The sequence below is a fragment of the Photobacterium sp. GB-1 genome (genome assembly GCF_003026165.1).
In the GTDB taxonomy this organism is placed as follows: Bacteria; Pseudomonadota; Gammaproteobacteria; order Enterobacterales; family Vibrionaceae; genus Photobacterium.
Genome location: NZ_PYOB01000062.1, coordinates 1 through 782 on the forward strand (window position 1 = coordinate 1; position 782 = coordinate 782).

The following is a 782-nucleotide window of genomic DNA, read 5'->3' on the forward strand; positions in this document are numbered from 1 at the left end:
TGTAGTGGTACATTAAATTTGGCCACCTACTCAGAGGTGATATCATCACCTCTTAACATGGATAGGTGACATCATGACAAAACGAACAAGACGATTATTTAGTGCTGAATTTAAATTAGAGGCAGCACAATTAGTTATCGATCAAAACTATTCAGTAACTGAAGCTGCTCAGGCCATGAATGTGGGTAAATCTACGATGGATAAGTGGGTTCGTCAGTTAAAAGAAGAGCGCCAAGGTAAATCACCGAAAGCTTCACCGATGACGCCTGAACAGATTGAAATACGAGAGTTAAAGAAGAAATTAGCCACTCTTGAAGAGCATAATGAAATCTTAAAAAAAGCCACCGCTCTCTTGATGTCAGACTCATTGAACAATTCTCGTTAATCGAGAAACTCAGGAAGAGCCACAGCATAACAACGTTATGCAAAGTATTTGATGTTCATCGCAGTAGCTATAAATATTGGCAAAGACGCCCAAAATCTATTTCTATTGAATTGATTAAACTGCGTAGTTTAATCAAAGAGGTACATGCTGCAAGCAATGGTTCTGCTGGAGCAAGAACCATTGCAGATATGGTTACGACTCAAGGTATTCCCTTGAGTCGGTATCGTGCATCCAAACAAATGAAAGCCCTTAATCTTGTTAGTTGCCAATCACCGAAACATAGATACCGAAAAGCAAATCAAGAGCATATTGCAATTCCAAATCATCTGAATCGTCAATTTGCAGTTACATCACCTAATCAAGTTTGGGTTGGTGATGTGACTTATGTGTGGACTGG

At 39.3% G+C, this 782-nt stretch carries 1 pseudogene; it reads left to right on the forward strand.

The annotated features are described in order from the left end of the window. Window positions 1-73 precede the first annotated feature (73 nt). A pseudogene (locus tag C9J45_RS21420) lies at window positions 74-782 on the forward strand (IS3 family transposase); the annotation flags it as partial.